Genomic DNA, 25,914 nt, shown 5'->3' on the forward strand with positions numbered 1-25,914 from the left:
ACAGGTTACTGCCGTTTTCCTATTTCAATGGCTTTTTCAACAACTTTTCTAACCTCTTCCTTCATGTCAAATGAGTATTTTCTTACATAGTTTTCTTTAGCCTGCTCCGACATCTGCTTGTAAAATGTTTCATCATCTACATACTTAATGCACAGTTCTTTCATTTCTCCATAGTCATTGCATACAAACTCTTCACCAACAACATAAGCAACATCGCATTCAGGCAGTGTAACAACAGGTTTTCCAGCCTTAATACTGAGTTTTGCGCTGGTTCCGCCCCCGCCTCTTTTGGGATTAACAAAGAGATCTATCTGCTTAAGCCCCTCTTCAAGTTCCTCGCAAAAGCCCATATTTATAACTTTATCGAATAATTCATCGTCAATTACTTTCTCATAACCTCCTATAAGGAGTATTCTCACATCTTCGCAGTTTTTAACCACGCATTTTAGAACATCCCAGAAATTATCCGTTAACTCTTGGTCCAGTCTGTTCCCAACTACAGCAATAACAAAATCATCCTCGCCAATACCATTATCACTTCTTAGGCTTGAATTGTGCCATTTGGTTTCTTCATCAAAATCAGCCTCCCTGAATTGCATCCTGGCTGTTTCCTGTCCTAATGAGTGAAGAAAATCCTCTACCTCACCATCTGATTCTGTCTCGAGGCACTTTAGCATCAGATGTCCCGTCCCTGTCTCGTAGCCTCTTCCGCATGCCAGTGTTACATAGGTAGTCATCGATTCAAATATCTTATCAAAGCAATACATGCCACCTATCTTCCATACCAGTTCAGGTCTCATCGAATATATATCTCCAAAAAATGATGTCAGTTTATCCCTATCATCTTCATATGTATTAACCTGATAACATGGAACTTCTATCCCAAGCATCTTAACCCTAAAATAGCCATCCGGAAAAATCTTATTGGGAATAGACATTACGCCAACCCAGTATTGTGCAATCAATTCTATATCAAACGGATATCCCTCTATGACAACCATGACTTCATATCCAAGTTCCTGTAAATATTTAACAGCTGTTATGACCCATCTGGTTGGAGCATGCGTCTCACCTAAAAGCATGTATGTTGATATGACAATAAGCTTATGATCTCTATCCGCATAGTGAATCATTGGTATCTGGACATTCAGTCCGTTAAAATACTGTTTTGCTACAATATCATTAAGCTCTCTATCCTTTTTGTACTCCTTATTAATTCCTCTACGGAAATAATTTGATCTTGTCTGAAAAGCAATAGCACAGGTTCGAAGTATATCAAGCTTTCCTTTTGCAAGTTCGGATTCTATATAACCAAGACACGCTTCTTCCGAAGTCGCATAGTATAATGCGGAAAATGACAGTAGGAACATCTGAATATCATTACCCAAAGCGATACTTAATCCATGAAGAAAATCTTTCATATCAATCCCGGCAATTTTCTCAGATATCTGCCCGGATATCGCATCCATCTTAGTTTTATTTTTTTCAAAATTGGACTCTATGAGATCTGCAGTAAGTGTGCAAAGTTCTTCAAACGTATCGTCGTTCATTTCAACCTCGATTCCAACTCATGGATCGTCTCTATGAATCTATGCTTTGTATCACATAAATACTCAGCCCTTGCTTTTGCTTTATCAGACATTGCCTGATAATAATTTTTGTCATTTACAAGTCTTTTTATCCTGTTTGCCATCTCTCCATAAGTTTTATCAACAAATTCCTCTCCCACATTGTAGGCGACATCTCCATAATCAAGTGAAACAGGAACAACCCCCTTGCTCATAGCTTCAACTGATGAAGTCCCTCCGCCAAGTCTCGTGGGATTGAGATAGATATCGCAAAGCTCCATATGTGACAGAATATCATTCACAAACCCTATATACATAGTATGTTCCTTAAACCACTCATCCCTGCTGCAGGCTTTATCATAATTTCGATAAGTACCCATAAACACAATTTTCATATTCTCATCGACAAAGTCCTTTACAAAGTCTATAAATTCTTCATTTACTTCCATGTCAAGGCGCCCACCAATAACTCCAAGAACCACCTTATCTTCCGGTATCCCATACTCTTTCCTTGTATGTTGTTCTGTCTGCTCCTTCAGATCGGAAGTGAAAACAGATGGAATCAAAGCATCTCTGCTTCCACCATAGGACTCAAGTTCTTTATAGACTTCCTCCGTCGGCTTAACTGAATATGTAAAAAAATCAGTGTAATCATATTGTAGCTGGCTTGGTCCCATCCCAACACAGAGAACAGGAACAAGTTTATTAGCTAGACTTGCAGTAATATTATATCCTCCGATATTTATGATGAATTTTGGTTTTATCTCCTTAATATTTTCAAGTAAAACCCTGATAATTCGCGGGTCTGGCATCCTGAATTCACATTGAAAATACGGTATTTTTACATCATCGTCACTGACTGTATCTATATTATCCAATTTCTTAACCGTGCTTTGGATTGCCATCCTGTAAACAGGAATGGCACCATGTTCAGGCAATACATCATTGGTATTAATAATAAGAACTTTCCTATCTCCCTCCTGTATAAGAGCTTTTGCCCTGAAAAAACAGCTTTTTGTAGGTCCATGAGCGATAGCTACAAACTGAGAAGTGATAATTATTACGTCTTTCTCGCTCCTCTCGTCTAATGGGATTCTCTGTAAATCCATTCCTACGCGTTTCTCATACTCGTCAACTATATCCTTATAAATTTTCATAAAGAGCACTTTTGTTTTCGAGGATATGACAGACGGCATATTAAACTGCAAATTCCTGCATTGGGACCACAAAAAATAAATATGAACCACATCCAGTTGATTATTGCGTATAAGTTCAAGGAAATCCTCATACATATCCGGATTCGGATCCAACAAAACCCGTAACTGCAAAAAGCTCAATAATTTAACCAGATTAGCTCCATCAGCACTAAGCTTTTCAGTATACTCTGTATCCAATTTCGTTCGTATTTCTTTTAATACAGCCTTACTGTATTCGCCAGAAAGTACCTCGTCGCCAAGGGCAAGCATTTTATCCGCGTATTTAAAAAACTCTTCATCATCCAGCACTGCCGATATTCTTCTTTTTAAATCCTTTGCCTTTTCATCCACAATATCCACCACCTTTTCAAAAAAAGCCACAGCTGCATCAAACTGTTAAAAGGACATGATCAGTCGGCCAGATACCCCTTCCGTAAAACCTTAGATACATCTTATAATCATCCCTGATTTCATCTATCATTCTCGGAATCCTAAAAATATCAGACGGTAAATGATATGTGCAAATAAGAAGCTTTGGTTTTTCATTCTTTATATGATTTTTGGCCCCTGCTATGGCATCTCTCTCAGCTCCCTCTATATCCATCTTTATCATTGTAACCGGCTCTGTAATATCATCATCAAGGGCAACTATCCTGGCTGTCATGCCTGTATCCTCTTCAGTAACTTTAGTTCCTGCCCCTTTTCCTGTAATGTGTAATTCTCCGGTTTCTTTACCCACGCCGCATTGGCGATAAATCACATTCGGAAGACCTCCCAGATTCTCCTGCATGATTTGCATAGTATCCTGGTTAATTTCATAGACATATATTTTCTTATATTCAGGATAGTTATAGAAAAATTTCATGGCCGAATCTCCGGTATAAGCTCCGCAATCCACAAAAATCTCATCCTTGTTATCCGGTAGTATATCCAAATCAAAATATTCGTCGAAAACAGTTTCATGAAGATCACCAAGTCGTGTTATGTCAAACGAATACCAATACTCTACAATCTTTATCAAAATCATTCTTGACCTGTTATCCTCAAGTCTAAAAAAAAGCCACTTGAAATTTTCTATTTCCGACTTCATCATATTCACATACTCAGTAATGAGTGAATAATCATTGTCACGATCACTTATTTTCCCTGTAAGAAATGTGTATCTTCTTGGAAGATCCTCAAATGCCTCTCGTAATTTTTTCGGCTTTGTTCCCAGAGTCTTTTTTGTATTTGCGATAATAATGTCGCTGTCAACCAGCTTAAAATAATCGTACAATCTCCAAAATCTTGCCTCCAAGTCCCTTGAGGTTCTCTTCGTAAGAGACTCATTCCAAACATTAACCATTTCCCTAAGCGTATCAACAGAATCCTCCGGCGCCACTTTACCTGATTCTAGTCTGATCACCTCTGACCAATACAATTCCCTGTTAATTGTGCCCGCACAAGCCAGTAATGATTGACAGGCGCCTTCCGGAACTATGCGATTATCAATATTCTTGAATAATTCCTTACTTAATTTTATTGTCTCAACTATTTCTTTTTTCATATATTAATCAACTTTCCCAGCTTGACAGATTTTTATTATATTTAATTAACCCAGATTTTCTAAACTCCTCCAAAAGGCTTCCTGCATCTTCGACTAGATTTTCGTAATAGGCAGCTGATTCCGAGAGCGAATCAATTGCTTCATCCTCTCTTCTTAGATATAAAACCTTCTGCGGAATAGAATACATATCTTCAACCCAGAATTCTTCAAGCATGGAATTCATTTCCAACAAAGGTAGTCTTTTACGTATCTTATCAGCTTTCTGCAATAGAGCATCATATTCGCTACCATTCATCCTATGTGTCCTTGTCATGTTAAGGAGTTTATAAAATAGATCCTTAAGCTCGTTTGCCATCTCTTTTATCTCATCAAGTTCATTTTCCCATGAAGATAATTTTGCCCTGACCCTATCCATTCCCGCTTCATCCACACAAAACGGAAGCTTGTCGAAAGCACCTGCAACGTCAATACTATTATTCTTTACCAGTCTTGCTGCTTCTCGTAGAGACATAATATAAGTCCCCTCAATAAAAGCGCCTCCCTCTGTTGCATCAATTACTTTGATATCCGGATTTTGTCTGATCTGTCTTGAATAAAAATCACGATATCTGATCCAAATTTCGTTGCTCTTTACAGTACCTCCGTTTACCGAAGGTACCTCATACGAACCCTCGAGTCCTGCCATTCCATCCTCAACACAATCCGCGTGATGTTTTCCATTTAGGTAGGCCAGGTCCTGCCCCACCAATATCACTTTCCCAGCTCCAAGAAGAGTCATAACAACGTATGCCGCTCCGGCCACGTTACCCCCAAGATCCAGGTTAGAATTGAATCCTTTTCCATCTCCAAGGAGTTCTCTCTCATAGCTAATTTCATCAAAGAATATAAGATTTCCCTCTGATAGAATAGTCACCCTATCCTGCGTATATGCGTTTAGTTGATATGAGCAGATTATCGGTATTTTCAATTCCAATGCATACTCTAGATATTCAGAGTTCTTTTCTGCATCAACTGATATTGCCGCATCAGGTACAATATCATATTTTTTTAGTGTGCTAAGAGACCTATCGGTTGCTAAAAGAAAAGCATGTCCTTTTAGCTCATTTAACTTTTGCACATTGATATTAAGTGATGGTCCGGCAGAAATGATAACGCCTACAAATCCATCCGGTATCCTTTCCTTTAAATCTGACAAAAGATGCGCCTTGTCTAATATTGTCCAGGCGTGAATCCTACATTTTAGTGCATTCCGGCCTCGGCTCTTCTTGAAATTTCTAAGAGAAACGCTTAGTGTTCCCACCTCCTCGCAAATATGATTAAATGCCGCATCAGAACTGTAAAACGGTGTAGTTACACTGAATATCTCCGGCTTATTGACTATTATGTCATTATGGATTACACTAGTCATTTGATTCTTTTGTGAATTGCTGATAAAAAGATGCACTCTTGAATTGTTGATGATATCCGTGATATCATCGCACGCACATATGTAGGAAAAAAGCGCCTCAGACGGTTCATAAACATACAATTCAGTATCAGGGCGCATTGAAGCAAGCAAAGCTTTTATAAATACCCCGGTAGAAAACCCAAAAACAAGTACATCTGTTTTCCGCAGAGCCTTCATTCTGTCAATTGCCCACACCTTTGCTTCATGCGAAGGGCTGTAACTGCTGTTAAGCCTTAGAGCTCTACCATTAAAAGCATTTTTTATATACAAGACTGGCTCCCCACTCCGTGATATTTCTACATAATATTTTTCATTTTCATCTTTACCAATTGCAGGACGTAATCCATATCGTTTCTCAAAACAATCAAAATTCTTTTGCCTGACTCCAGAACTTGGAGGAATCACTGAGCCTACTCCGTTAATATCCGTCATCATATCCCCTCAATAGAATCATATTTGCTACTTGGAAATCCATCCCTATATTCGATCTATCTTTCAGCCTCTTTTTCTTTCTCGAAATCCTCTTTCCCTCTAGCAATTGCTTCTTGAAGTTCTTTTTTTAGGCTCATGCAATCTTCAGGATATTTGCCATAAAACTTCATTGCGCTCTCAAAAACAGGGATAGCCTCTTCATTGTTTCTAACCATAAATGTATAATCCGGGATTGAGTACAAATCTTCTATCCAAAACTCTTCCATTAGTGTATTAATTCTTGTTCCATAGATTTCAAGCCTTAACTTATCCATTTTATTTAATTTTTTGGCAGCAGCAGCATCATCAATATTCTGATATTTACTAATCCTAAGCAGCTGTCTGCATAGAACTTCAATCTCTTCAGAATTCTTCGCTATCATATCAAGATCTTTTAACCACTGATCCTCACATTTTAGCGTTTCCTCATACTCTTTATCATCCTGTGCGAACGGAAGATCATCGAATATTTTTTGAAGATTGTACTCCTTTGTGCATACAGTATCTGCAACCTCCGCAAGTGTCATTATCTCCGTCCCTTCAATAAAGGCACCTCCCTCAGTAGCATCTATAACTCTCATATCAGGATTTGCAGCTATTCTTCTCTCAAAGAAATCCCTAAAACCTATCCACATGTCATTACTTACGACTGTTCCCCCATCTATCCCGGGAATCTCTCTGGTCTTTCCCGTAGGAGTCCCATCGCTTCTCTTGTCCGCGTGATGCATTCCGTTCAAAAAAGCAAGGTCCTGTCCTATAAGTATCACGGTTTTAATATCCAAAAATTCGCATACGGTAAAAGCACCTCCTGAAACATTCCCCCCCTGATCAAGCCCATTTTGAGCTTCTACCTTAGGTCCTATCAGATCGTATTCATATCCAAGCGCATGATAGAAAATTCTCCTGTCATAAAAAAGTTTCTGACTATCTATGTTAAGCTGATACGAACATATGACAGGAATATCCCTTGCAACCTTAACATTCATAAAGTCCGGACTCTTTTCGGCATCAAGGGATATTATTGCATCCGGTGTAACATCATATTCATCTAAAACTATCAATGCTCTGTCTGTTGCCAGAATAAATGCATGACCTTTTATCTTTTTTAACACTTCTACATTTTTTCTAAGAGAAGGCCCAGCAGATACTATAATAAGCGGAATATCCTTAGGTATTCTGTCACGTAAATCCGCAAGAATATGAGCATTTCTCATATGATTCCATGCATACATTCTGCATCTTAAGGCATTTCTTCCTCTATCCTGCTGATAGCAAGCTGTAGAAGCCATTACATTTTCCATTTCAGCGCAAACCTTAGTAAACGCCTCATTTTCAGAATAAAAAGGCGTAATTATTCCTTTAGATTCCGGCCTAAAGGTTGCAAGGTCATGCACCATATCATTTGAGATATTTTTCCGCTGATTATCTGTAACATACAATTTAATCCTTGGCTCCATGATAATGTCACTCAGGTCAGCAAAGGCGCAAACAAATGAAAATAAATCTTCCAAAGGCTCAAAGACAAAAAACATGGAATCAGGTCTTAGTTTCTTGAATAAAGCCCTTATAAAAACACTGGTTGAAAACCCAAGAATAGCTAATGTTGTTCTCCTGTTAAGAATTTCCTGCTTTTCTGCCCATCTGGCTGCTTCATAAGAAGGATTGTATATACTGTTAAGACGAAGATCCTGACCCGGAACGGCATCCCTGATATACAGTACTATTTCCCCGTCATCAGCTTCTTCCATCCTGTATTTCTTATCTTCATCCGGGTTAATTGTGAGTTCTTCCCCGTATCTTTGTTTATACAGCTCAAAATTCTTCTCTCTAATTTTCTCATCTTTTATTATTGCAGTTCTTTGCATTTTATCAGCTGCCATAGCATTTCCTCTTAATCTTATCCGCTTATCGAAGCAATTAGTTCCTGCTTTAAACTTTTGCAATCCTCAGGAAGATTTGAATAGAATGTTCTAGCGTTTTCAAGTACAGGTAGAGCCTCTTCATTATTTCTGATAAAAAGAACAAATTCCGGTATAGAGTAAATATCCTTAATCCACAAATGTTCCATGAGTTCATACACACACTTCTTATGTATTTTCAATTTACACTCTCCAAGCTGTTTTCTCTTTCTGGAATATTCAGCATCGTTTATATCATGATATTTGCATGCTTTGATTAGTTGCGAACATATTGCTTCCAATTTCTTCGAAATATCGGATATTTCATCAAGATCACATATCCATTGTCTTATTATTTCGACAGTTTTTTCTTTCTCCTCTAGTGTTTGGGTGTATTCCAGATTTTCGAAAAGCTTGCCGCAGTCAAAAATGTCTCTACTTAGTTCATCAGCAACTTCATCAAGATCCTTTACCCCGGCACCATGTATTTTCGCACCGCCTTCAGTTGCATCAATTACAGAAATGTCAGGGTCCATTGCTATCTGTCTCTCAAAAAAATCTCTGAAAGCTATCCACGCCTCATTTGTTTCAACCTTATCCTCTATACTACCTTCAACATATTTCCTTTCTATATTTGGTATTCCTTCTTCTTTATCATCCGCATGATGTTTTCCGTCTATAAACGCCAAGTCCTGTCCAACAAGTATTATCCTTTTTATGCCCAGATTCCTACATACAACATATGCCGCACCAGCAACATTCCCTCCATGGTCAAAATCCTGCTCGCCAACAATATCACCAATCAGCTCCTGCTCATATTTAAGGGCATGAAAGAATACACACCTTCCTTCAAATAATTTCTGAGTTTCCGAGTTAGTTTGATACGAACACAAAAGATAAGTGTCATTATATACATCAATTTTCAAATAGTTTGAACTTTTTCCTGCATCCATGGTTATTATTATATCCGGTTTAATATCATGCTCTGCAAGAATACTTGCCGCTCTGTCCGTACAAATAATAAAAGCATGGCCCTTTATCTTTTTTAACACTTCGACATTCTTATTAAGAGATGGTCCTGCGGAAACAATTACCGCTGCTACTCCGGGTTTTATTCTCGCTCTTAACTGTGGTAATACATATGACTTATCCATATGATTCCAAGCGTACATCCTGCACCTGAGAGCTTCTCTGGCTGTTCTTTCCTGAAAATCACTGCTTGTAGCCATGGCAGCTTCAAGCTGATGGGATACATTCTTAAAGAATTCATCCTCTCTATAGAAAGGTGTTACTATTTTCTCAGTTTCAGATCTGTAGGTTATAGCTTCGCTAAGAAGCGCATTTGTCATACTGTTTATCTGATATTCAGTTATAAACCAGTTTATTCTTACATGTGAAATAATGTCTGTGAAATCCGCATATGCGCAGACATAAGAAAAAAGAGCTTCATTTGGCTCATAAACAAAAAAGGTCGTATCAGGACGATACCTATCCAAAAGCATTCGAAGATATATGCCTGTAGAAAAACCCATAATAATAGTCGTAGTTCTTCTATTTGGAACTTCTAGCTTTTGCGCCCACCTTGTTGCTTCATACGAAGGAGAATATATACTGTTTATTCTTAGATCCCCACCAGATAAGGCACCATTAATAAATAGTACCGGCTGTCCATCATATGATGTTTCTATCCTGTACATTTTATCTTCAGTCGGATCCACCTTAGGCCTTATATTGTATCTTTTTTCAAAAGCATCGAAATTTTTATTTCTAAGGTTCTCATCCTTATGTAATTCGTTTATTTCCTTCCCCTCAAAAGTCATAAACCGCTTACCTTAGATTTACTATTTAATCCACTGCTCAATCTCTCTGTTAAGATCATGATGAAGAATATCCGCTACAAGAATATAATCCCCCGCCTGATTAGCCTCAGCCAATCTTGCAAAGTCAGCCTGCCACTCTTGCATCTGAGATGCATGCTCAGCATCTGCTTTTCCACTTTGAACCAGAAGTTCTGTAAATGTGACAAGAAGCTTCATAACCGGTGCAACCATTTCAGGTCCCCCCGGTTTTCTTTGGTAAATAGTATCTGCCGCCTTCTCATTATTGGCAATCACCTGTTTGCCCATATCCTGTAACTGGCTCATAAGCCCCCCTAAAAATAATCAGACACTTCAATTAATATATTGATAATTATATCATGAAATACCGCTATTTGAAAAGGACTCTCCCTTTCGGGAGAGCCCTCTCTATGGTGTACGAAATGTACTCTAGTATCGCTAACGTTATTAGCCGAGGAGTGAAAGAACACCCTGATTGGACTGGTTAGCCTGAGCAAGCATTGACTGACCTGCCTGAGCAAGAATGTTATTCTTGCTGTAGGTAACCATCTCTTCAGCCATGTCTGTATCACGGATACGGGACTCAGCTGCTGTGGTATTCTCTACTACGTTATCAACGTTCTTAATTGTGTGCTCTAATCTGTTCTGTACAGCACCAAGTGCTGATCTCTGCTCGGATACCTTCTTTACAGCATCTTCGATTGCATCAATTGCATATGTTGCAGCAACACCTGTACTATCAACCACGTTGAGGTTCTGAATACCAAGGTTAGCAGCACTCATTACTTCTACACCAACTGTAATCTTGTTACTCATGTCAGCATCTGCACCAACGTGGAGCTGGAGTCCAAGATCCTTGGCAACATGTGCTGTCTGCTTAGTGATAGAGAATGTATACAATGTACCGTTACTGGTGGTTGTTCCGCCATTAACCGCAACTGCAACACTTCCCTGCTTCTTAGCATCAACGCCGATTCTGTTAGCCTGAAGGAGAGCATCCTTCATCTTATCTCTAGCCTGATTTACAGAAATGTTCTTGTCAAGCTTCCAGTCAACTGCTGTACGTGTTGTTTTGCCATCAATTGCAACTTTAGCTCCATCAACTATCATTGCCTTAATCTCATCAACTGTGAACTCATCATCGCCATACTTGAAGATATTTGTATTGTTATCAAGTGAGCTTGTGCCTGCGACATAAGTTGTTCCGTTGATAGTAACTGATTTAGTTGTTCCGCCAACGATGGAATTCTGCTTTGAACTTACCGCATCAGCAGCTGCACCAATGTGGTACTCTTTACCTGCGATAGTCTTATCTGTATCTGCTGTAATGTATGCTGTAAATACACCCTTCTTACCAGTATCAGCAAGAGTTCCTTCAAGACCTGCATCATGAGCTACCATGTACTTATCCTTGAAGCCCTGGCCACCCTTAAGCAGATATGTCTCGTTGAACTTGGTTGTCTCTGCAACACGGTCGATCTCAGTTGTCAACTGATTAATCTCGTCCTGGATGGACTGACGATCAGATGAGCTGTTTGTTCCGTTAGCAGCCTGTACTGCAAGCTCATTCATTCTCTGCAGCATATCGTGTACTTCTGTGAGTGCACCTTCTGCTGTCTGAACTGCGCTTACACCATCATCTGCGTTGGTGGATGCACGATCAAGACCTCTGATCTGTTTTCTCATCTTTTCGGAAATTGAAAGACCTGCTGCATCATCTGCTGCACGGTTAATCTGATAACCGGATGACAGCTTCTCGGCTGACTTTGACTGAGAACCAGTTGTTACTCCGAGCATTCTGTTAGCGTTCATCGCTGTGACGTTGTGTTGTACTACCATAATATACCTCCTTGTGTGTGTACGCGGCAAATCCTTTTGCCGTAGTTAAAAAATATTAAATTTGTTTCGGTTCGGATATCCGGTGAGCGGAGTTCCTAGGCTGCTCTCTCCCTGCTATCCTACTCTATCCTCAAGTGCATTTCTCTGTGTTCCGTGCCACAAAAACAAAAGCACTTTGAGTTCTTACATACATTATATCGGACCAACTATCATAAAGTTAACCCCTTTTTTCAAAAAAAGTATAAATTATTTATAAACTTTGCTCATCTATTATTTTTTGGACCATTTCATAGGTACTTTCCTTTATTTCCGCCTGCTCAGCATACCTGATCCAATTATTTACAGCATACTCCACTTCATCGATAATCGCATTAGACACAGCATTTGAAATCCCCATATTTCTTCCGGCGGCAAGAATATCCTCCCGCAACATTCCTGTACTCTTTCCATTTATTAGCATCTGATGTGCTTTTAGCCATTGATTATCCGGATCATATGCAAATGTCATATCGTATGCCGGCGCAAGTCTCCATATTCCATTTCTATCCATCAGGAATGAAATATTTTTTACGTGATCATCCTGATTTACTGCCAGAACATTAAATACCATTCTCCGGAATAATTTTTGCACCTCATTATTGCCAAGATTCATTTCCTGCATAAAATTAGCTGCCTGTTCATAACCACAAAGTCTGGGGACATTATAATCTAGATGTCCAATAGCTGCCAAAGTCTGCATATGGATTTTCTGATTATTATCCCTGTCAAATCTTTTGGTCATGAAATGATTTCTTTCGTTTTCAGATAAAATGCGACACTCGTTCATTTCAATTTTTGCATCAAGCGCCATCTTATAATATGCATATTCTATTTTTGTGTATTCCACACTATCTTCGAGGCCATGATCTCCGTTTTTCCCTACTCCGTCAAATTTGATAATCCAGTAGTCGAACCCATCACCTGCGTCAACCTGCCCTGATTTTACTTCATTGGTCTTTTCATTCCATGCAATTACAGCCTTAGCTCTTGCACCACCAGCTGATGTGCCGAGCCTTAGAAGCTGAGAATATGTCATATCCTTTTCAGCATCAAGAATTATATCCTCTCTATTAGTAAGTACCGCCGATGCAAATTTTACCATTTCAGATACATCTACTATTTCCGAATCCGTACTTATAGGACCTTGAGCAGGCACATATTCAAGTGCGCCCATCCCTCGTGATCCTGTATAGCAAAGCCTATCAATAACATTGAAATCCGATTCGCTTTTCCCCTGAGAGGAAAGCCATGACCTGATTACCGCATTACCAAACTTGTCAGGCAGAGAGTCAGCAATCATCCCCGGAACACCTCTAAAAGAATCTCCTATGTCAGTGAATTTATATACTCTGTTTGAGATAGGCATTTTTATCGGTGACAGTTGAATATCTGTCCCTCTCGTAGCATCAACAAAGTCTTTATCATACTCAAATTCAGCATATATTTCATCATCACCAAGATGAAGTGTCCCTATACGAGTTCCCCATAGATATACTTCAGCGAATCTCATTTCTCATCACCCCACTTAAAAGTTTGCTTTTTAGCTGTTTTCTTGCGAACACGTTCCCTATCCTCATTCCGTTCCTTTGCCAAAAGCACCGATGGTCGGTTTTCCATATCAGGAATTGAATTATTTACTGCATCAATGAGATCAAGTGCCAATAATATCTTAACAAAGTTTGATAAGGAGATATCCTCTCCGCATTCAAACCTCGACAATGACCTTGCTGAAACACCCGCTTTTAATGCCAATTCCTTTTGTGTAAGCCCTGTTTCGATTCGATATTTTTTAATCTTTCTATGTAATTCATTTGTATAACCAAGCGCATTCATATTTATATCCTCTTATCCCACTCACATAAACAATATGTAATAATGCCTTATTATCTTCTCTCTAATCAGATTATATTCCCCTATACAATAAATAGCAACATATTGCAAATTAAGTCCTATATTATTGCTTAATTCGCAACATGTTGCTATTTATAATTCGTTTTTATTCAAAAGCGTTTATTCAAAAGCAACAAACTCTAACGCATTACTTACACATGTAAGTATATCTACGCATCTGCTCATATATTATATTTCTAACTCGTTCAACAATTCTATCTTCATAACCATATATTCTGTCTAATAGTTTATCCACATATTTCTTATCAAACTTAAACTCTAGCTGCTTCCCGTATAATCTCTCTGCTATGTCTAATTGTTCATCAAAATCCTGGCAGAATGTCTTTGCCTGAACCGACTCCATAAGATCGTATACATCACCATCAAGCGGATAATCCATCGTTGTGTCAGCCAAAAATCCTGCCCCATGATCAAAATAAGGACAATATCTATAGCTACCATCCGGACATAAAACCACAGCGATATTATGAGTATGTCTGTCCTCATTTAGGAAAAATGCATCTATAGCCATCATCTTGGACATATATACTCCAAAATCCGTAAGTCCTGTAAGTTCCTCTGTTTTCGATACAATGAGTCTTAACCTGTCCTTATGGTCACTTATCCCGTAAATCATGTTGCTTAGACCAACGCCATATGTATTGGTAAATAATCTCTCAAGAGTAATAAGCTGTTCTCCGGAATTCAATAAGTCCTCACTGGACACTCCCATGTAAACCCGATTCTTATACTTTAATTCTTCCTGATTATAAAGAACAAACTCAGATGTGGTCATTGTGCTCTTTAGCATAAGATGAGATGCCACAAACTCAGAAAGACCTTCATATCCGGTATAGTCAGCTTTATACCATATCCCATTCCTTTCAAACTTTAGCTGATTCCCTTTTGAAGATTTTCTGTTTACTTCTCTTTTATCAGCTTCAAAGAATTCCACCATGCATTTATCTCTCAATCTTTATCCAAAAATCATCTTCAGCCATACGGCCATCAGTCTTTTCTATAATCATAAGCGGATCATAAAAAGGAATATCAAGTTCCCTCAGCATAAGCTTCATCTTATCCCGCTCTTCCGGGAAGCAACGGGAACGAAGAAACTCTTCATAGTCTGCAAATGTAGGATGCTCATTTCTGCCAAACGCACGATAAATAAGATTATCTGTATAATTCTTTATTGAAACTCTCTGATTAATTATATCCACATCAATAATTGTGCAGACTGTATCAAGGTAGTAATACCATAGCCTTAGCGGATATTTCTTTTCCGGAAGCATAAGCTGCTCGACTATTTCAGGCTGACGCAGCACTATCTGTGCAAGTAGCGTTACAGGTCCGGAAATCTTCTTATCCGAAGTCTCCCATCTCTCAACCGTAGGTTTTGATACATTGCAAAAAAGTGCAAACTCCGCCTGGGTCATTCCAAGTTTGTTCCTTAATATCTTAATTTCCTTAGCACCTATTGAATTTGGGGTTATAAATTTTCTGGTTTTCATATAATAATTTAACCATTAAATTGATGGTTTGTAAAGGCATTATTACCATTATAATGATGGTTTTTCCGGCCGTAGCATCAAAAAAGCGCACGCTAAAACAGCGTGCGCCGATAATTCTTTCTATATCTCTTTTTACTTCTTTCCCTTCAGATAGTCATAAATAGGATATTTAGTTACATATTCTTCCTTGCCCCATACTATCTCAATCTGGGCACCCTTTCCTGTATCAACGTTAATCAGAATAGGAGCATTGAGATTAGCTGTCATATTGGTGATATCTTCAGGAACTGAAATCGTTACCAACATTAACAGATTCTTATTAGTAAGAGGTTCCAGTAATTCAACATCAGCTTCATTGATCTGCGGATTAAAATTCGGTTTTACACATAATGGATCAATAACCGGAAGCGCTATAACCGGATCATCCATAGACTGTAAATACCATACAGATCCAATAGGTTTATCCTTATCATGGATAAGCGCAAATTTCTGAAGATCCGGAAATCCTACAAGCCCAAATGGCATTGTTATGATCTTCTCGTCTTCAATGTCTATCTCGCCAAAGATTCTGGTATTAAGTTTCATTTTTCGTCTCCCTTCTAAGACACCTCATAAGTTAATGAATTCTATTAACATGGCAACTTAAATACTTGCCTTATTCTCACTTACCCTGAATCTTATCTGCCAAAATCTCTTTTCTTCGATCATCCTTCTATAATTAAGAAGATTTTCTCTTATAGTCTGCAAATCATCTGTTGGTGCTATCTGGTACCCGGGAATCACCGGTAAAAACTTTGCTGCAATTGAAGCCATTATAGAATGGTCTCCACAGCTTATTATATATTCCGGTCGGACATCCTTGATCGTCTCAATGATTATACGCATCTCATCTTCCGATGGCATCCTGTCATCGCACTGAAAATACGGAACTGCCAATCCTCGAACAAACACATTATTTGCATTAGCAAGGTATTGCATCGAGTTATGACCTTCAATCCCAAACAGCGGAACCACATTTGAAACCGGTAATAAATCATTCGTATTAATAATGAATGTGTTCTGGCACATACTAACCATAATCTCCTGTGCAATGAGATTGGTTAAATGTGTCTCTCTATGCGTATCTGTTAAATACTGCTGTGTCAGTATAATAGTCTGGTCTGCTCTTCTATCAGCCAGCTTAATATAGCTGCCCAATTCTCCGAGTCTGCATTCAAAAAACTTCTTACTTCTCTTGTAAATCTTATGAAACAGTCTATCGGATTCCAATGTAATTATATACGGTTTTTGGTAAGAAAGATAGCGTGCCTGCATTAATAAGAAAAATCTGTATCTTTCATCAATCCTAATTCCATCAATATAAGCAAGAAATTCCGTATAGAAATCCTTGCTGTCAGTAAGTCTGACCATCAGGTGAAGATATGCTATGTGCCTTAGCATCTCTGCTGTGTCTTCGTTAGGGAGGAAGTAAACACTTTTCCTTATTCTGTCAGCAAGCTCTCTCTTGCCTTCCTGAGAAAGCGCTCCGCTTATTAGTCTTGCTCCTATCTGAAGCATCTCATCAAAGCACTCTGTAATATCATCACATGATAGTATCTCGACTATTCTGTTTTCGTATTCCTTAACAATTGGAAGTTCGTTCACATTATCACCTAGTTCTTCGATCATAGAACTGAGGCGGTGTAATCTTGGATTTGTTCATTGTAAGATAATAATCAAGGGCTGCCTGCGAAGACTTCCGATTCTGATTTATCTGCCCCTTCGATGAACTAAAGTAGTTCTGTGCGAGCGCCTTGTTGCGCTTTTCGCCGGCTTCTATGGAATTAGATAAATCAGTAATCTCTCTGATAAGATTCTGAAAAATTTTTATTTTTTCACGGTGCTTATCCTTGTTATCTTCAAGTTCCTTCTTTACTCTCTCATACAAGCTTTCAAATCCGTCATTCAGATTCTCAACCCGCCTTATCAGTTCACCTTTGCGACTTATTGCTTCATCAAAGCCTTTTTCATCAAATGCTGTCGTACTTTCAAGTATTTCTTTCTGAGTCTCGTTTTCTTTTACTATTTCTTCCAGAACTTTAATTTTGTCTCTGAGACTCTCTTCCATCATATCCAGGTATGATTCCGTCACCTTTATTTCCCCACTTTCTTCAGATTTGCCATACATTACCTGCATAGCTTCCCCATTAATTTTTCTTCAGTAATTTTTATGCACCGGCTTGAACACCCGCAGGTGCAGGAGCCTGGCCTCTTGAAATCTTGATTGCCTCCATCCAGGTATCACGCATGGTGTGAATATGCTTATTCACCTCATTCATAATTTCAAGAGACTGCTCTCTGTGAAGATCCGCTTCTACAAGTCTCTTCATGAGATAGTTATAGACATTCTCAAAATCCTTTGCCACAGGATATTTCATATCAAGTGTGTTATTGAGATAGTCAATAATATTTTCTACCTTAAGAAGATAGGTTGTAAACTTTTTATCATCTTCCTTCTCAAGTCCCATAATTGCAATATTGCAGAACTTTATGGCACCATCGTAGAGCATCAGAGTAAGTTCCTCAGGCTTAGCCTGCTGAATCCTGGTATTCTGATACTGATTCATCATATTGCTCTGTCGTGCATAAGGATTTCTTGCTACCGGCATAACATACCTCCGTGTGTCGTGTTGATAACCTCATCCGTCAGCTATGCTGACACCTTCCCCAAAGGGGAAGGCCTATTATCATCAGCCTGTTCCTAGCATTCCTGCGAGAGAATTGGTCTGTTCATTGAGCTTGGTCATTGCTTTTTCCATCTGAGCAAACTTGTCATAGTACTTATCTTCCATCTTGCCAAGTTTATCCTGCTCATCTTTGAGCTGTGTCTTATACTTATCTACCTGCTTCTTCATCTGCTTATCTTCATAAAGAGTATAAGCACTGGAGAAATCGGTTGACTTCATAAGATCGCCAAGCTTTGAATACATATCGGATGATATGGTCTTGAAGAACTTGCGAACAATCTCAGGATCCTTCTCTATTTTTGCCTTCAATTTATCATCTTTGCTGCTTGTAAGATCATCATCCTCATCGCCATAGATATGCCACTTAATTCTGTCACCCTCTTCGCCTTCAAAGTATCCGGGTGTAGCAATATGGAATGACCAGAAGGAGGTTTTTACCTCTACCCATTCTGCTTTTTCTTCATTATAGTCCAGTTCGCCCCAATCGAAGGATTGCATCATAACTTTTTTCATTTCGTTCATGACTCTGAAAATAGTAGGGTCTTTTGCAAGAAGACCTTCATCGATCTTCTTATTCCAATCCTCTATCTCATCATCTGTCATTTCATCCTTCTGTTCTTTGGTCAGAATGGCATAATCCTTGGCATCGTCAGCATTGTACAGGGTGTGCATTTCTCCGATAAGTTCGTTGTATTCCTTAAGGAATCCTTTTACCATATCGTAGATACCGCTTGTATCTTCGCTGGTCTGAAGCAATATATCAGATGCAACCTGTTTTGCAGTTATGCTGAGACCGTTAATATCGAAGGTATTACTGTTTGATGTATACACCGCACCGTTCAAAGTAATTTGTGCATCTTCGCCGGCATTATGAACAGCATCTGCATTGGTGTCATAATCAAGTCCCATCGCTTTGACAATTCTCATATCACTGTGATCAAAGTCTATATCAAAGCTCTCATTTTCACCTGATGCAGAAGACGATATATACACACGTCCCTGTTTTGAATCAAAACTTGCATTTAATCCATAACCGCTGGCAGACTTAGCTTCTTTAAATTCAGCAAGTGCCTCTGCTATAGATTTATCAGGATCAATCTTGATATCAACGTATTCTCTGGTATCAGTCTCTCCTTCTGCCGGAGCTTTACCAAACTTAACTCTCACTACGCCTTTGTAATCGGCATCTGTTATTGCAGGAGAAGTTTCATTTCCTTCCTCATCAAGTACTGCCGGCTTGTGTATTCCGGGAGTTCCTGAATATCCAGACAAATTTGTAATGGAAGTTGTAGCTTTCAGATCTCCTGTCTTGGAGGAAATTTTTCCACCTGTTAGATAAGCGCTACTTGCAAGCTTATCAACTGACAGCTTCTGACTACTGTTCATAGCCGTTCCTGATGTCGTAACCGTAACAGCACTCTCATTTGATACGCTCGTTGTCTTTTTTACATAAGATGAATCAAAACGCAGATTACTCAGCGTCTTATTGTAGAAGTCCACAACCTTTTTGTTGAGTTCCTTCCACTTATCCATCTTCATGTCATGTTTTTTCTGATCACTTTTAATTTTATCTACTTTATTGGACTGTACCTTTGTTAACTCTGTAATGATACTCTCTGTATCGAGTCCGGAGGCCAGTCCGGTTATTCTCATGGTCATATGGTGCTCCTTTCTAAAAAAGCGCAAAATACCCCTTGCACGTTTTTAATAGACTTCCGAAAAGGGATTTATTATCCTTTTTCGTCAACCATAAGTCCGGCCAGTTCCCACGCTTTTGCGATCATATCGAGAGTTTTCTCCGGCGGCAGCTCCTTGATTGTCTCTCTGGTGGTCTTGTCCACGATCTTGATTGTGATACGGTTAGTATCCTCGTGGATTCCGAACACTGCCTCAGAGTTATTGAACATTTTCTTGTTCATCTCGCTGATAGCGTTCATTATGCGCTTGTTCTCAGCCTCGATCTGTTCCTGTGTCCTCTCCTGGCGGGTAGGCACGTTGGGATTGGTACTTTCCTGAACTTCTACTTTAGGTGCGGGAGCCTGCGTAGGCGGAGTCTCCAGTGAAAAATCCGGTTTCTCCTGTCCCTGACCTGCACCCTCAGGAAAATTAGCAACGCGCTCTGCCTTCTGGACATCGGGAATCTGTGTTGTGCCTACTGCACCAATGTTTCCGATTGCTTCCATAGCCATCTCGCTCACCTCCTTGTGTTTCTTTTACAGCGGCTATCCCTTTCCGCTTTTTTCATATCAGTATGCCTAAAAATATACATAAACATACTTATACTATCCTCTATCCATTATATCGGATGTAAACACAGAACATTTAGGTTCTTATAGTTTTTTAATAAAATGTTTATATACAGGATAGAAATATCCCCTCATCCGCCCTTCGGGCACCTGTCTCCGCTCCGCTCCGGTCGGCGCAAAGCCGACGTCCCCCGGACGTCGTGCGCCCCCGAAGGGGGAAGGCAAAAAAAGTCCCATACACTTACGTGTAAGGGACTCCCACAACATCGTATTTAATTATTACTGTTTCAAAAGATCTGCTAATGCGGAAATACCATCTGTATTTGTAGCAGCCTTGTTCTCTTCCTGGATCTGCAGATATACTTCTTTTCTGTAGATTGGAACCTCCTTCGGTGCGGCGATTCCCACCTTCACCTGATCTCCCCTGATGTCTAAAATAGTAATCTCAATATTATTGTTAACGATGATAGACTCGTTCTTTTTTCTGGATAATGCTAACATAGCTCTTCCTCTCTCTCCTTTTTTATACCAAGCTCCCCACAGAAGTACCTTTAGTAAAATTAACCCTGTGCCAATTCCTTCTGCTTCTGAAGATAGTCATAAATAGGGTACTTTACAGGATAATCATCGTCGTCAATAATGATCTGACATGCCTTGCAATTACCCGAATTGATGATGATAGGCCCCTTCAGATTGACTGTCATCTTAGTGATATCCTGAGGAACAGTCACGGTTACCAGAACCAGAAGGTCCTCATCCTCAAGAGGAAGAATATCCTTAATGTTTTCCTCCGGAACTACAGGATTGAAGTCCGGCTTAACGTAAAGCGGATCCATAACCGGCATAGCGAAAACCGGGTCATCAAGTGACTGAAGCCATCTGATGTTGTTGGTATCCTTATCTTTATCATGCATGAGCGCAAACTGCGTCATGTCCGGAAAACCGATAATACCCTTCGGAAACTCTATGATCTTGCTGTCTTCAATATCAATCTCTCCGAAAATTCTGGTTGTTAATTTCATTCTGGTACCCCTCCATATGAAAAAACATCACTACTATTCATTGTAGACAAGTTAACGGTATTTAGCAAGTAAATAAAGTATAAAGTGCTCCCCTCATTCCCTCATCCGCCCTTCGGGCACCTTCCCCCAGAGGGGAAGGCATTTTATATTTCTTCCCCCCAGGGGGAAGGCATTTTATATTTCCTCCCCCAAGGGGGAAGGCATCTTTTCTACCATATCAGATGTAGTTCATCAGTGTATCTTTACCAATCTTACCGGTGGCCATGAGGGCTGCCTGGTAAGTGAGCTGTGCGGTTGCGAGATTGGTTGCTGTCTCTGCAAGATCAGCGTCCTCATTATCGGACTGTAATGTCTTGAAGGTTGTGGTCTGATCCTGAAGTCTGGAGTTGATTAGCTCAAGTCTCTTACTTCTTGTACCGTTGTCTGTTACAGCTACGTTTGCCTTATCAAGAGCTTCCTGGATGCTGGTGATCTTGTGCTCGAATTCCTCCTGGATGTTCTGGCGGAGGTAATCATATGCCTTCTTGCAGGCATCGATCTCGTTCTGAACAACTCTTATTTCATCCTCATCTGTGAGGTCTGCGATTTTTTCCTTAAGAGTTTCAAGAGTTGTATTTACGACATTTATCTGAGCTGCGAGCTGATCAAGGTCGTAGATGTCTCTCTTCATTGTTGTTGTGAAAACCGAATTCGCAGAGGTATTGACTGTGATTTTCTGGGAATATCCAACGTCATACTGGATATCGTGAGGTGCGTTACCGCCGTTGTAAATAACACCGTCCGCATCCACACAGCCAAACAGATTCTGAGGTCTGATGTCTCCCTGCTCCCATTCCTTCTTGTCGTAAACAACATCAATTGTATTGGCATTGCTGATAAAGGCAAGTGAACTCAGTTTCTCTGTCAGATAATCGTTAAGAAGGATTTCACCGGTTTTCGCATTGAGATAAACCATATTGTTCAAAGTCTTTGAGTACTCCTCATAAGCTTCCAAAAACATCTCTTCATCTCTTGCTGCATTTCCGAAATTGTAGCTGCTTCTCTTGGGTGCGTATTCACCCTTAAGCTGCTTGTATGCCTCATCAATCTCATCGTCTGAGGAGGTTGAATAGAGGATATGATCACTATCGATTTTTATTATGGTCTCTTTGTATGAGGAGTGAATACTTCCGTTTGCTGTTACCTGCAGCACTGTCTTGGTAGCGTTTCCGTACTCATCCTGCTCGGTTGCCTTCTCGATCTTGTAGGTTCCGTCTCCGCTTACGGTTGCAACGAATTCGTTATCAACTTCAACCTTATACTGCTGACCAACGGGTCCAAGGAGCGGCATTGTAACTTCGGTATTTTCTCCATCTGAAAAGGCCAATGTTGTTACACTTGTGGTATGCATGGAAACTATCGCGCTCTCAATTCCTGTGGGAACATCGAACTGTCCGTCTCCGTCGCCGTCTGTCAGAACTCCGTCTTTACTAACTTCGAACTGATAAACATCATAGGACGTAAGATCTGTCACATTGATGATGTAACCTCTCTCGGGATGAGTGATGCTTGCTCTCTCTGCGGTGTACATATAATTGCCGACAGTTACTGTATAGGTATCTGAAAGCGGAACATATGCATTCTGCTCCACGCCTTCGCTGTTTACAAAAGTAAGATCAAAATATGTAAGATTTGTATCTGTTATTGAAGAGGTTGCTTCCTGAGCCAGATTTTCCCTGAACTTCAGCTCCGCATAGTTTCCATCTCCGACTGTGTAATCGAGGTTGTCATAGGAGCATCTGATTCTTCCGATTTCAACCTGGCGGATGTCATCCTCCTTTGTCTCATTTTTAAATCTTCCTGAGGTGCTGGTATCAAGAACGTCGCCGGCATTGAGATACTGCATATTAAGAGTTCTGCAGGACTTGCTGATATCGCCCGCGTTGAATTCGTCATTTATATCTGTGAAATTCTCTGTCGTAGGATTTGAATAGGACAGAGCTGTATCAGTCCTGAACCCTGTGAAAATATAGCGTCCGGCGTAATCAACATTACCTGTGGAATAGTACTCTGCTGAAAGAGCATCCAGCTGGGTAACGATTGTGTTGAGGTCAGCCATTGTGAGATCCTTATTGGCACCTCTGTTTGCCTGCTGAATAGCATCCGTGAGAACATCGGTAATTGTGGAAAGAGCATCCTCAGTTACCTCCATCCAGCTCTTTGCATCCTTGGCATTTTTGTCGTAGTACTGGTCAAGCTGTGTAACTGTGGATCTGAGTCTCAAGGCTCTGATTGCAATAACCGGGTCGTCAGAAGGTCTGGCAATCTTTTTTCCTGTTGCCATCTGAGTGTTCACTTCATCCTCTGCCACCTTGTTGTTATTGATGTTGTAGAGTGAGTTGTTGTTCATTATCTTGTTGGTAATTCTCATGGTAAAACCTCTCTTTAAACTCCTGTCTGAGTTATCAGTCTGTCATAAACCTCTGTGAGCGTGTTTATCATCTTTGAGTTGAGTGTGTAGCTATGCTCGTACTGAACAAGTGCCGAAGCTTCTTCATCTTCATCGACGCCCATTACGCTGAGTCTCTGATTTCCTATAGTCTTCTCCAGTGCTGTGTAGGTCTCTTCCAATGTGCCGGAATTGCTGGTATTGAGCGCCACATCTCCGAGAACCTTATCCAGGAACTCGCCGCTTGTAGCTCCCCTGAAGATATCTTCTTTATTGAAAAATTCGTTCAGTGTCTCAATATTTCTGTACTCCGATTCGCCCTCGGTCACATCCTGTTTGGTCGCCAGTAGATCGGAATTGCTTCGAAGTTCCCTTGTAACTGTAAAGTTTCCTGCAGTAACTTCGTAGTAGCCTTTATTGTTTGAGAGGGAAGTGAGCTGAGGATATGAAAACTGTGCGTTTGAATCCATGTCGCTCGTTCCTGTCAGAATATAGCGTCCTTCAAGTGAGTCTGCAGTGTAGCCCTTGGACATTATGTCGTTTACTCTGTCTGAAAAACGTCTTATCCACTCGTTCATCTGCTGCATGTAGTACGGAATGCCCTGATATGAAAAATCGGCTCCGACTGTTGCTGTCCTATATTTGGGAGGAGTTGTCGACCTTGTACTCTCCGCTGTAAGTATGAAGGTGTAGGTATCACCCCCGTCGTACTGCCAGTCCTCGTACGAATAAATCTTACTTGCAACTTCGATTTTTCCTGCAGCAGGAAGTGTACATTTTGTCATGTCCATAAGGTCGGGATCCGAAACCTTGATTGTTACTGTTGTAAGTCCGGTCTTCTGATCTTTTACCGAGTTCTGAACTTCGCCGCTAAAGAAGAAGCTGTTGTTTCCGTCTCTCATATCGATGAGGCCCTGAAGTTCTCCGCCGATCAACTTATTATCAAGATCAAATACGTCAAGTTTGCTGGTATCGTCGCCGTCCTTAAAGCTTGTGGGTGCCCATTTGATGTCGTAAAGTCCGACGATGTCTGACTGGTTTACATTTTCATTTGCTTCTCTTGCTATACATACAAGCTTTCTGTAGGAGTAGGAATCAAGGAGCTGCTGCTTTCCTGCGATATTTACGATAAGTCTTGTTGCTCCGGTCTCACGCTCGGGATTACTTGCATCGACAACCTTGCTTTCCTTTACTTCTATATTTACTATTTTTGAAAGCTTATCAAGAAGCTCATCTCTCTGATCTCTCAGCTCATTCGCTCTTGAACCCTGCATCTCGATGATGTTGATCTGCTTGTTAAGGGAACAAATCTGTTCTGCGTAGGAATTGATCGTATCGCAGTCCATTTTTATCTCCTGGTTGATATCGTTCTGGAGCTGTTTTAATGATTCTGACATGTGGTTAAAGTAGTCGGTGATCTGTGAGAGCGATGATACGAAAGTCGCCTTGGATTCTGTAGTTCCCGATGCCTTCATAACGTCCTGCAGCGCTGACTGCATCTTGGAGAAAAGGCTTGAGAATCCGGTTGTTCCATCGTCCTTGAAGTACTCCTCTGCAAGCTCGTTGAAGTAATTTCTCTGAGATACTCTGCCCAGAAGTGACTCGTTGGTTCTGTACTTGACGTCGTAGAACTCATCTCTTACTCGCTCAATCGCGATGGTGTCAACACCGGCACCTGCGCATCCGTAAGTTGTAAAAACTCTGAGCGCATCCGATGCTCTCTGATCAACCTTCTGTCTGCTGTATTCATCGGTATTGGCATTGGCGATATTATTTGCTGTTGTATTAAGTGCTGCGTTCGCCGCTCTAAGTCCCGATGCAGCTATGTTTAATCCAAAAAATGTTGAAGGCATATCTTTTCCTTTCTTTAGCCTTCCCCCTGGGGGCGCTCGACGTCTGGGGTTGCTACTCGTCCGGGGGACGAGTGCTTAGCAACGACCGGAGTGGAACGTAGACCGTCGGTTCAGCGCGGACCGAAGCGGAGCGAAGACAGGTGGCACGAAGTGCCGGATGAGGGGATTACGAGCCAAGCGCCGTAACCACGTGCTCGAGCATCTCGCTGACTACATTTATATATCTACTCGATGCATTGAATGCATTCTGGAACTTAATCATGAATTCAAGTTCTTCATCACTTGAAACTCCCACGATCTGCTCTCTCGCATTTGATACTGCAGACACTGTCAGTTCCTGATTGGACTTGATTCCCTTATATACATCACCTGAGTTCGCAACCTGTGAAACCAGCA

The 25,914-nt window shown here is 40.3% G+C and carries 23 protein-coding genes; all 23 read right to left on the minus strand.

What is annotated here, in order from left to right; all coding sequences use genetic code 11:
* Nucleotides 1–5: 5 nt before the first annotated feature.
* Nucleotides 6–1,550 carry a glycosyltransferase gene (locus G596_RS0108345; RefSeq protein ID WP_022761385.1) on the minus strand — a complete coding sequence of 515 codons (1,545 nt, stop codon included), beginning with the start codon at nucleotides 1,548–1,550 and terminating at the stop codon, nucleotides 6–8.
* On the minus strand, nucleotides 1,547–3,145 hold the full coding sequence (locus tag G596_RS0108350) for a glycosyltransferase (RefSeq protein ID WP_022761386.1): 1,599 nt from the start codon (nucleotides 3,143–3,145) through the stop codon (nucleotides 1,547–1,549). The genes G596_RS0108345 and G596_RS0108350 overlap by 4 nt, the downstream gene beginning before the upstream one ends.
* Before the next feature lie 7 nt (nucleotides 3,146–3,152).
* Nucleotides 3,153–4,310, minus strand: coding sequence for an FkbM family methyltransferase (locus G596_RS0108355; RefSeq protein WP_022761387.1), 1,158 nt, complete (start codon nucleotides 4,308–4,310; stop codon nucleotides 3,153–3,155).
* Between the two features lie 7 nt (nucleotides 4,311–4,317).
* Nucleotides 4,318–6,192, minus strand: a complete 1,875-nt coding sequence (locus tag G596_RS0108360) for a motility associated factor glycosyltransferase family protein (RefSeq protein ID WP_081646685.1) — start codon at nucleotides 6,190–6,192, stop codon at nucleotides 4,318–4,320.
* A 53-nt stretch (nucleotides 6,193–6,245) separates the two neighbouring features.
* A complete protein-coding gene (locus tag G596_RS0108365; protein WP_022761389.1) occupies nucleotides 6,246–8,108 on the minus strand; it encodes a motility associated factor glycosyltransferase family protein in 1,863 nt (620 codons plus the stop codon).
* A gap of 17 nt (nucleotides 8,109–8,125) precedes the next feature.
* On the minus strand, nucleotides 8,126–9,946 hold the full coding sequence (locus G596_RS0108370; RefSeq protein ID WP_022761390.1) for a motility associated factor glycosyltransferase family protein: 1,821 nt from the start codon (nucleotides 9,944–9,946) through the stop codon (nucleotides 8,126–8,128).
* A 21-nt stretch (nucleotides 9,947–9,967) separates the two neighbouring features.
* Nucleotides 9,968–10,270, minus strand: a complete 303-nt coding sequence (locus tag G596_RS0108375) for a hypothetical protein (protein WP_022761391.1) — start codon at nucleotides 10,268–10,270, stop codon at nucleotides 9,968–9,970.
* A gap of 141 nt (nucleotides 10,271–10,411) precedes the next feature.
* Nucleotides 10,412–11,803, minus strand: a complete 1,392-nt coding sequence (locus G596_RS0108380; protein WP_022761392.1) for a flagellin N-terminal helical domain-containing protein — start codon at nucleotides 11,801–11,803, stop codon at nucleotides 10,412–10,414.
* A 250-nt stretch (nucleotides 11,804–12,053) separates the two neighbouring features.
* On the minus strand, nucleotides 12,054–13,352 hold the full coding sequence (locus G596_RS0108385; protein WP_022761393.1) for a type II toxin-antitoxin system HipA family toxin: 1,299 nt from the start codon (nucleotides 13,350–13,352) through the stop codon (nucleotides 12,054–12,056).
* Nucleotides 13,349–13,675, minus strand: a complete 327-nt coding sequence (locus G596_RS0108390; protein WP_022761394.1) for a helix-turn-helix domain-containing protein — start codon at nucleotides 13,673–13,675, stop codon at nucleotides 13,349–13,351. Before G596_RS0108390 ends, G596_RS0108385 begins: the two co-directional genes overlap by 4 nt.
* A gap of 205 nt (nucleotides 13,676–13,880) precedes the next feature.
* Nucleotides 13,881–14,690 (minus strand): hypothetical protein, encoded by an 810-nt coding sequence (locus tag G596_RS0108395; protein ID WP_022761395.1) that lies wholly within the window; start codon nucleotides 14,688–14,690, stop codon nucleotides 13,881–13,883.
* A gap of 4 nt (nucleotides 14,691–14,694) precedes the next feature.
* On the minus strand, nucleotides 14,695–15,243 hold the full coding sequence (locus G596_RS0108400) for a helix-turn-helix domain-containing protein (protein ID WP_026671250.1): 549 nt from the start codon (nucleotides 15,241–15,243) through the stop codon (nucleotides 14,695–14,697).
* Nucleotides 15,244–15,375: 132 nt separating this feature from the next.
* Nucleotides 15,376–15,828: a flagellar assembly protein FliW gene (gene fliW, locus G596_RS0108405; RefSeq protein ID WP_022761396.1), complete on the minus strand. Its 453-nt coding sequence runs from the start codon at nucleotides 15,826–15,828 to the stop codon at nucleotides 15,376–15,378.
* A 57-nt stretch (nucleotides 15,829–15,885) separates the two neighbouring features.
* Nucleotides 15,886–16,911 carry a hypothetical protein gene (locus tag G596_RS0108410; protein WP_022761397.1) on the minus strand — a complete coding sequence of 342 codons (1,026 nt, stop codon included), beginning with the start codon at nucleotides 16,909–16,911 and terminating at the stop codon, nucleotides 15,886–15,888.
* The gene (locus tag G596_RS0108415) at nucleotides 16,892–17,419 is read right to left on the minus strand and encodes a hypothetical protein (RefSeq protein WP_022761398.1); all 528 of its coding nucleotides are present in this window, start codon (nucleotides 17,417–17,419) and stop codon (nucleotides 16,892–16,894) included. Before G596_RS0108415 ends, G596_RS0108410 begins: the two co-directional genes overlap by 20 nt.
* 31 nt (nucleotides 17,420–17,450) lie before the next feature.
* Nucleotides 17,451–17,891: a flagellar export chaperone FliS gene (gene fliS / locus G596_RS21465; protein WP_022761399.1), complete on the minus strand. Its 441-nt coding sequence runs from the start codon at nucleotides 17,889–17,891 to the stop codon at nucleotides 17,451–17,453.
* Between the two features lie 81 nt (nucleotides 17,892–17,972).
* Nucleotides 17,973–19,628, minus strand: coding sequence for a flagellar filament capping protein FliD (gene fliD / locus G596_RS0108425; protein ID WP_022761400.1), 1,656 nt, complete (start codon nucleotides 19,626–19,628; stop codon nucleotides 17,973–17,975).
* A gap of 71 nt (nucleotides 19,629–19,699) precedes the next feature.
* A complete protein-coding gene (locus G596_RS0108430) occupies nucleotides 19,700–20,158 on the minus strand; it encodes a flagellar protein FlaG (protein WP_022761401.1) in 459 nt (152 codons plus the stop codon).
* A gap of 336 nt (nucleotides 20,159–20,494) precedes the next feature.
* Nucleotides 20,495–20,716: a carbon storage regulator CsrA gene (gene csrA, locus G596_RS0108435; protein WP_022761402.1), complete on the minus strand. Its 222-nt coding sequence runs from the start codon at nucleotides 20,714–20,716 to the stop codon at nucleotides 20,495–20,497.
* 59 nt (nucleotides 20,717–20,775) lie between these two features.
* On the minus strand, nucleotides 20,776–21,237 hold the full coding sequence (gene fliW / locus G596_RS0108440) for a flagellar assembly protein FliW (RefSeq protein ID WP_022761403.1): 462 nt from the start codon (nucleotides 21,235–21,237) through the stop codon (nucleotides 20,776–20,778).
* Between the two features lie 217 nt (nucleotides 21,238–21,454).
* Nucleotides 21,455–23,647 (minus strand): flagellin N-terminal helical domain-containing protein, encoded by a 2,193-nt coding sequence (locus G596_RS23675; RefSeq protein WP_022761404.1) that lies wholly within the window; start codon nucleotides 23,645–23,647, stop codon nucleotides 21,455–21,457.
* A gap of 14 nt (nucleotides 23,648–23,661) precedes the next feature.
* Nucleotides 23,662–25,518, minus strand: coding sequence for a flagellar hook-associated protein FlgK (gene flgK / locus G596_RS0108450; RefSeq protein ID WP_022761405.1), 1,857 nt, complete (start codon nucleotides 25,516–25,518; stop codon nucleotides 23,662–23,664).
* Between the two features lie 166 nt (nucleotides 25,519–25,684).
* Nucleotides 25,685–25,914: flagellar basal body rod C-terminal domain-containing protein (locus G596_RS0108455; protein ID WP_026671252.1), on the minus strand; the 230-nt coding region annotated here is incomplete at its 5' end.

This window comes from Butyrivibrio sp. AD3002 (assembly GCF_000420905.1).
Lineage (GTDB): Bacteria > Bacillota > Clostridia > Lachnospirales > Lachnospiraceae > Butyrivibrio.